The organism is Arthrobacter crystallopoietes BAB-32 (genome assembly GCF_000328305.2).
Lineage (GTDB): Bacteria > Actinomycetota > Actinomycetes > Actinomycetales > Micrococcaceae > Crystallibacter > Crystallibacter crystallopoietes_A.
This window is the reverse complement of record NZ_ANPE02000050.1, coordinates 1-6,852: the sequence shown is the minus strand read 5'-3', so window position 1 is coordinate 6,852 and position 6,852 is coordinate 1. Positions and strand designations below refer to the sequence as shown.

Here is a 6,852-nt window from a genome sequence, read left to right as displayed (position 1 = left end):
GGTGTGTCGTCATTGATCATGTAAGAAGTGACATCATTCTGCGGGGGCTGAAACTCGCCCAAATCGTTCACCACGAGTGTCCGCCCAGATCGGACAATTGATGAGCCGGTCGCGAACATCAGCTGACCAGATTCCGGTACTTGGAGGAGGCCGTTGATCTGACCTGTGACATCGAGAGTGCCCAAGACCTCCGCAGTGCCGTTGAGCTGACCAGAAAGATGCGCATGTGCGCCGTTTTCAACCGTTAGGCGTCCGTTCATTTGTCCAGAGAGATGCAGTCGTGCACCCGAGCGGACAACACCGCCTCCGTTGGCTTGCCCACTGAAGGTTAGGTCTTCTGTCACATCGAGAAGGGCACTGAGCTGCCGGGTGTCGTTCATACGGAAAGCATACTTGGCGGCAGGAGGATCAAGGCTCGCCGGCCTGAGCGGGCGTCGCTGACACCGTGCATTAAGCCGTCCGTCGGGGTCACGCACGGCTAAGCAACGCACCCTAGGCGGTGGGCGTGCGCTGGACGATGCGGTACACGGTGCTGCGCGCGACCTTGAACAGTTCGGCGATCTCCGCGGTGGTGTGGTTTCCTCCCTTATATAGGGAGACGAGGTGGGCTTCCTGACTCTTGGAAAGTTTTGGCTGCTTCCCGCGGAGCCGGCCTTTGGCCTTGGCGACCTGCATGCCTTCGCGGGTGCGGGCGCGGATGAGGTCGGCTTCGAATTCGGCGACCATGGCCAGGACGTTGAAGAGGAGCCGGCCGACCGGGTCAGCCGGGTCGTGGATGGATCCGCCGATGCTGAGCTTCACGTTCTTCTTTGTGAGCTCTTCGATGATGTCGCGAGCGTCGGGGACGGAGCGGGCGAGCCGGTCGAGTTTGGTGATGACCAGGGTGTCGCCGTCGCGGACGGCGGCGATGGCTTCACGCAGTCCGGGGCGGGCGCGGTTCGTGCCTGTCAGCCCGTGGTCGGTGTAGATCCGATCTTCGGGGACGCCGAGGGCAGCGAGTGCATTGCGCTGTGCGGTGAGGTCCTGCTGGTTGGTTGAAACGCGGGCGTATCCGACGAGGTGTGCAGTCACACGCTGAGTGTAGCGGTTGAGGCACCTTCACCGGGCTTTTTTGCGGGCGAGGTATACGCGAATCGACGGGGCCAGTGTCTATAGGGGATTTTCCTGAGTTGGGGAGTGCTGATCAGGTGTCGCGGTGAAGGACCGGCTATTGGGACACCTGAGGCTCTGTGTTTCCTTATCCTCTACGTGGCCTTGTCGACCGGATGGGCTTGGAGGAACAGCTGCCGCGGTGAAATCCCGGTTCACGAGGTCCTCGTGAATAGGCGCGCCTGCCATGCGGTTTATGCCGCTTCACACGGTTTTCCTCGGCGCTGATGCCCACGGCCGGTGAGATTCGTCGGCGATGAACCGGTAGCCGAACGCCAGGCTTCCGGGTGCACGTTCAGGTCGCCCCGGAGGTCCCGTAGTCCTTGGCGATCTGCTCCCGGCACTTCGTGCTTGCGAGAGACCACGACGGCCTCGCGGTGGAACCCGGCGGGGTAGGGCTTGGGCCTAGGAACGCTCTTCCTGCAGTAGATGAATCCTCACAAGTTAGGAGTGATTTGAACCGGGGGTGGACCCAACACGTTCTTAGGGAACATGGCGGCCAATTCGAGGGCAGCGCGTAGCCCCAAGAAATTTTGCCCCTCGGGTAGGAGCGCATTGGCTTGTTGGACTCGATAGGCGATTGTATTCCGGTGAGCGTGTAGCTTTTCAGCGGTTTTTGTTAAGGACCCTTGTGTATCGATATGCGCTGCTAGAGTCTCACGCAGTTCGCGTGCACGTGCGGTGTCCTCTGCGAGTGGACCGAGCCGTCGAAGTACGAGTTCCCGGGCACGCGAGGGAGAGGACATGAGCATGGCCACAACCTCAATGCCCTCGTAGGAGGTCAGGACTGCCGAAGGAGTTGACAGGCGGGCTATGCGCTCAGCGTCCTTCGCTTGTTCATGCGTTGAACGCATGCCCTCTATCCCCTTTGCTGCTGACCCTTGCGCTGCCCGCACAAAAGACGGCCACCATGTCTGTTCCGTTAGCGGAGGTGCCTCGGCTGGAGTTGTACCGGCGAACCACAGCTCCATGCTTCCGATACCAGAGCGAAGCGCCAAGCTGCTTGCGCGTTGGTAATTTCGTTCGTGTATACGTTGTGCCAACTTCTCAAAGTTGAAGCTCCTTGCACTGTCTATATCGATGTCCTCTAGCCACAGGATTACAGCCCTGTGCCAGTGGCCGAGATCATAATGAAGTTCCCTGCTTACCGAGCCTGCGTCGAGGGGCTTTCGTTGGAGAATCCTCGAAATGACTGCCTGCTGCCGGCCAGCCTGGCTCTTGCGCCATGCATCCAGTTCGACGGCGTAAAGCTCCAAGACGTTGCGTATGAGCCACGTCCAGCAGGCGGCGACTTCACGCGCTGTCTCTTGAGCCGTAGACAGTCGTAGCTCCAGGGGGACGATCTCCTCGATGCCTTTCAGAAGCTCTTGGGTCAGGAAGTCTTGGCCGACATGGACCATTCGAACTACTTCATGGAGGGGAACTTCTCTGGCCACGTAGAACGCCACATTGTCCCTGGGCTCCGTTGAGCGGGCGAGAAATGATGTGTCGCCGCTGACCAGCCCCGCCAGTGTGTCCAACGTGCTGGCTTCAGTTGCACGTCGAAGTGTTTCGATTTCCTCGATGTCTCTCGGTGCCGAGGGATCGGTGACACTGAACAGAATCTGATCGGCCAACCGTCGCCCGGTTTGGATACTCCAACGCACAGCGGCTTCACCGATGACAGACGCCGCACGGCGTTTGGTCGCCAGCGAACTGTAGCTCTGGCTTGTTGGAGTTGCATCCAGATTCCTGACCCAGGACAGGCTCATTGTTCCTCCGTTCCAGCGTCTTTTTATGCTCCTTGCAGTGGCGTCAGAGTCTGGATGACCCCACGTAGGAAGGCAAACTCTTCGTGTTTCGGCCACAAGGAAACCAATCGTTATATGCATTGAGTACATGTTCCTTGCCGCCTGACGCCCCTACTTGTTCTCGCTGCATAAAACCTGGCAAAAGTTCCACCAGAAAAACCATGGGCGAAGACATATGGGCTGTATCACAGTAAATGACTAAGCCTCTGTGGGGGGAATCATCCAACGAGAAGGAACTGGACATGACTACTACGGCTGTTGAACAGCGTACTGATTCTGGGATCGATGAGGGAATCGTTGAGCGTGCTCGAAGCCTCTACAACCTAATCCGCGAAGAAGCCCAGCAAGGACAGGAAGACCGTCAGATAACCCCCCATGCAGTTGAAGCGATTGACGGGGCTCATCTCTTCAATCTTCTGGTGCCTGAGCGTCTGGGCGGCCCGGGAACGAATGTCCGCACCATGATCGAGGTCCTGATAGAGCTAGGAAAAGCTGATGGAGCAGCCGGTTGGTCAGCGGCACTTCTCAATGCTTGCACATGGTTCGCAGTGACCTATAGCGACAGCGCGCAGGAGGAAATCTGGGGGAGCAACCCGAATGCCAAGGCCTGCGGCATCTTCTTCCCCGGTATGACACGCCGGCATGAACTCGGTCGGGGCGAGACGGCGGAAGGCGGCTACGTCCTAAGCGGGGAGTATGCATTCGCGTCTGGAAGTGCCGTTGCCGACTGGGCCACATTGGGCATGATGGTCGATGGGCGAGATGGGAAGCCGACGATGGCGTTGGGTTTGGTTTCGAAGGATCAGTGGACCATTAAGGACACCTGGTACACCGTTGGAATGCGGGGGACGGGCAGTAACACGATTGTCGTTGAGGACGTATTCATCCCCGATCATGCGGTGCAGACCTTCGAGGATTTAGCGGAGGGGCGTTACGCGACTTCCCACGGACAGGATGAAGCAATTTCGCGGGCTTCGTTCCTGCCTGTCGGAACAGTGATCCTGGCAGCACCTGCTATTGGCATGGCCAAGGCTGCATTGGAATACTCTTTGGGAAAGTTGCCGAACCGGCCTGTTGGTTACACCGTTTACACGGAGGCGAAGAACTCTCCAACGCACCAGCTTGCCCTCGCACAGGCCGCAAGCAACATCGATGCCGCCCACCTTCTGCTCGCGCGGGCCTGCAACGACATCGACAATTATGCCGAGCGGGGTGAGCAGCCCAGCGCCTTGGCCCGTGGCCGGATGCGGATGGACACCGGCCATGCCGTCACGCTGTGCAAGGAAGCCATTGATCTGCTTATGACTGCCAACGGTGCAAGCGCCTTTGCTGAAGGAAGCATACTCGCCCGGATTTGGAGCGATGCGAACACCGGGGCGCGGCATGCCTTCGCAACTCCCGAAATTGGCAAGGAAGTGTACGGACGCCTGCTGCTCGGTGCCGACAATCCCCTGTCGATCCAGGTCTAACTCTTCAAGAGGATCGACACACACCAGCCTTCTTCCCAGGGCCGCACGCCCGGCTAGTTCCTCTGTCCACTGCCAAACAGAAGAACCGATCCAGAGACCTGCCTTTTTCATGGTCCGCAACGTGCGCGATGGGGTGCCAAGGAGCCCGTGTTGATCTCCGGCGGCCCCTTCCAATTCCTTTCACTAGCCCTGGTGAACCGCGTCGTCATCCCAGCACCCGGTTTACCACCGATCCCCGCAAGGAGACATCGTGAATAGCACTCTTACTAAGGAACACCCCGCCCGGATCGTTGACTCCCAGGACATGGCCAGGGCCATGCGCTCGGTGCTGGGGAATTTCTGCACCGGGGTCGCGGTGATGACCGCGCAGACCGCTGAAGGACCTGTGGGCATGACCGCGCAGTCCCTGGTGAGCATCTCGCTGGAGCCGCCGCTGGTGATGTTCAGCCCGCAGAAGACGTCGAAGACCTGGCCGCAGATCGAACGTACGGGAAGCTTTTGCGCGAACATCCTGCCCGTCGACCGGCGGGACCTGGGGCTGCGGTTCGCCAAGAGCGGCACTGACAAGTTCGCCGGCGTCGACTGGCAGCCCGGGCTGACCGGAGCGCCGGTGCTCGACGGCGCCCTCGCCTTCATTGAGTGCAGCGTCGAGCACGTCTACGAAGCGGGCGACCACTACATGGTTCTCGGCCGGGTGCGTGACCTCGGCGAGAAGGGGCCGGGGGAGCCGCTGCTCTTCTTCAAGGGCGGCTTCGGTTCGTTCAACGGCATCCCGCGGAACCAGGACTAGGAGCAATTGATGCTGGAGCACTACGTACTTTTTGCCGCCGCCGAGGGCCGCGACGCCGACCTGGAGACGGCCCTGGCCGAATTCACCGACGCCATCGCCGGCGACTGCGCCGCCTTGCACGAGATCAGTTGGGGCCGCAACATCAACCCCTCCGGCCTGCAGCGCGGATTCGGCCACGGCTGCCTGGCGCGTCTGGACGACGACGGGCTGTCCCAGTATTGGGATCACCCGGCCCACCAGCGGCTGCTCGGACAGCTGGACGAGCTGTGCAGTGAACGCTTCGCCATGGACCACCACAGCGGGATCGCGACCGCCGCCACCAACCTGGAAACCCCCACGACAAGGAGCACTCGGTGAACATCGACCTCGAGTCACCGGTCCGCCGGCAACCGCCGGCAGACATCGACCCCCGGCGCCTGGCCGCCCAGATCCGGCTGGAGGCCACCCGCATGGTGGCGCCGCAGGGCTTCGGCTACCTCGGCCAGGCCCTGTCCAGCGCCGAGCAGGTCGCCGCGGTCTTCGCGGACCTCGACTGGGACCGCGACCGGTTCGTCTGCTCGCCGGGCCACTACATCATCGCCCCCTATGCGGCAGCCGGCGCGCTGGGACTGCTGAGCCGCGAGGAGCTGGACAGCTACGGGAAGAACGGTTCGTCCCTCGAAGCCATTGGTACCGAAAGCTCCCCGATCGTTGACTACACCTGCGGCTCGCTCGGGCAGGGCCTGTCCGCCGCCGCCGGTTTTGCCCTGGCAGACAAGCTGCGGGGCGGGGACGCCGGCCGGGTCTTCGCACTGATCAGCGACGGCGAGCTCGAGGAGGGGCAGACCTGGGAGGCCGCGATCTTCGCGGCACACCACGGCCTGGACCGCATGATCGTCATCCTTGACGCCAACGATTCGCAGGTCGACGGCCCGATCTCCGCCATCACGACCCTTGAACCGATGCGGGAGAAGTGGGAGTCCTTCGGCTGGCATGTGGCGGACATCGACGGGCACGACATTGACGCCGTCGTGACTGCCCTCCGGAAAGCGGACGCGGAGGCCGCCAAGCCGTCCGTGCTGATCTGCCGCACGTCCACCGTCCACGGCCTGGACTGCCTGCCGGAGGATGCCGACGGCCACTTCATCAAACTTCCGCCGCAGCTGGCCGCCGCCGCCGAAGCGGAACTGACCCGGACCCTGGAGACCCTGTGACCACGCAAGCACCGGAAGCCGCGCGCTTCCGCACCGCCCCGTACCCCACCACGCTCAAGCCGTACGGCCAGGCCCTGGTGAAGCTCGCCGAGGAGCGCTCCGACGTACTCTGCCTGACCGGCGACCTGACGCGCCAGTGCGAGATCGACCTGTTCCAGGAGCGCTTCCCGGACCGCTTCGTCCACGCCGGCATGGCGGAGGCGAACATGATGTCGATGGCCGGCACACTGGCCCGCTCCGGCTTCACCCCGTTCGTGCACACGTTCGGCGTCTTCGCGACCCGGCGCCCGTACGACCAGATCGCCAACGCGATCGCCTACCCGAACCTGCCGGTGCGGATCATCGGGTTCATGCCGGGGCTGTCCACGCCGGGCGGGCCGAGCCATCAGGCGATCGACGACGTCGCGCTGATGCGCGTGCTGCCGAACATGACTGTGATCGACGTGGCCGACGCCGTCGAG

General features: G+C 61.9%; 8 protein-coding genes and 1 pseudogene. 5 read left to right on the top strand and 4 right to left on the bottom strand.

The genetic code is table 11. The features are described from left to right. The 4 genes and pseudogenes from D477_RS22125 to D477_RS21590 form a co-directional block, all read right to left on the bottom strand. A partial coding sequence (locus D477_RS22125) for a hypothetical protein (RefSeq protein WP_202804068.1) occupies window positions 1–380 on the bottom strand: 380 nt, incomplete at its 3' end. Between the two features lie 112 nt (window positions 381–492). Further along, window positions 493–1,071, bottom strand: coding sequence for a recombinase family protein (locus tag D477_RS01310; RefSeq protein ID WP_005266508.1), 579 nt, complete (start codon window positions 1,069–1,071; stop codon window positions 493–495). Between the two features lie 210 nt (window positions 1,072–1,281). Beyond that, window positions 1,282–1,425 (bottom strand): annotated as a pseudogene (locus tag D477_RS23790) (IS3 family transposase); the annotation flags it as partial. A gap of 161 nt (window positions 1,426–1,586) precedes the next feature. Beyond that, window positions 1,587–2,900 carry a PucR family transcriptional regulator gene (locus D477_RS21590; protein WP_190273496.1) on the bottom strand — a complete coding sequence of 438 codons (1,314 nt, stop codon included), beginning with the start codon at window positions 2,898–2,900 and terminating at the stop codon, window positions 1,587–1,589. 281 nt (window positions 2,901–3,181) lie between these two features. Between D477_RS21590 and D477_RS21585 the strand changes: the two genes are divergently transcribed. The 5 genes from D477_RS21585 to D477_RS01285 form a co-directional block, all read left to right on the top strand. Continuing rightward, window positions 3,182–4,408 carry a hypothetical protein gene (locus D477_RS21585; RefSeq protein ID WP_043845179.1) on the top strand — a complete coding sequence of 409 codons (1,227 nt, stop codon included), beginning with the start codon at window positions 3,182–3,184 and terminating at the stop codon, window positions 4,406–4,408. Window positions 4,409–4,658: 250 nt separating this feature from the next. Beyond that, window positions 4,659–5,198 carry a flavin reductase family protein gene (locus D477_RS01300; RefSeq protein ID WP_005266506.1) on the top strand — a complete coding sequence of 180 codons (540 nt, stop codon included), beginning with the start codon at window positions 4,659–4,661 and terminating at the stop codon, window positions 5,196–5,198. A 9-nt stretch (window positions 5,199–5,207) separates the two neighbouring features. After that, a complete protein-coding gene (locus D477_RS01295) occupies window positions 5,208–5,555 on the top strand; it encodes a Dabb family protein (protein ID WP_005266505.1) in 348 nt (115 codons plus the stop codon). After that, complete coding sequence (locus D477_RS01290) at window positions 5,552–6,391, top strand: transketolase (RefSeq protein ID WP_005266502.1); 840 nt, start codon at window positions 5,552–5,554, stop codon at window positions 6,389–6,391. Before D477_RS01295 ends, D477_RS01290 begins: the two co-directional genes overlap by 4 nt. Continuing rightward, window positions 6,388–6,852: transketolase family protein (locus D477_RS01285; RefSeq protein ID WP_005266501.1), on the top strand; the 465-nt coding region annotated here is incomplete at its 3' end. The genes D477_RS01290 and D477_RS01285, both read left to right, overlap by 4 nt.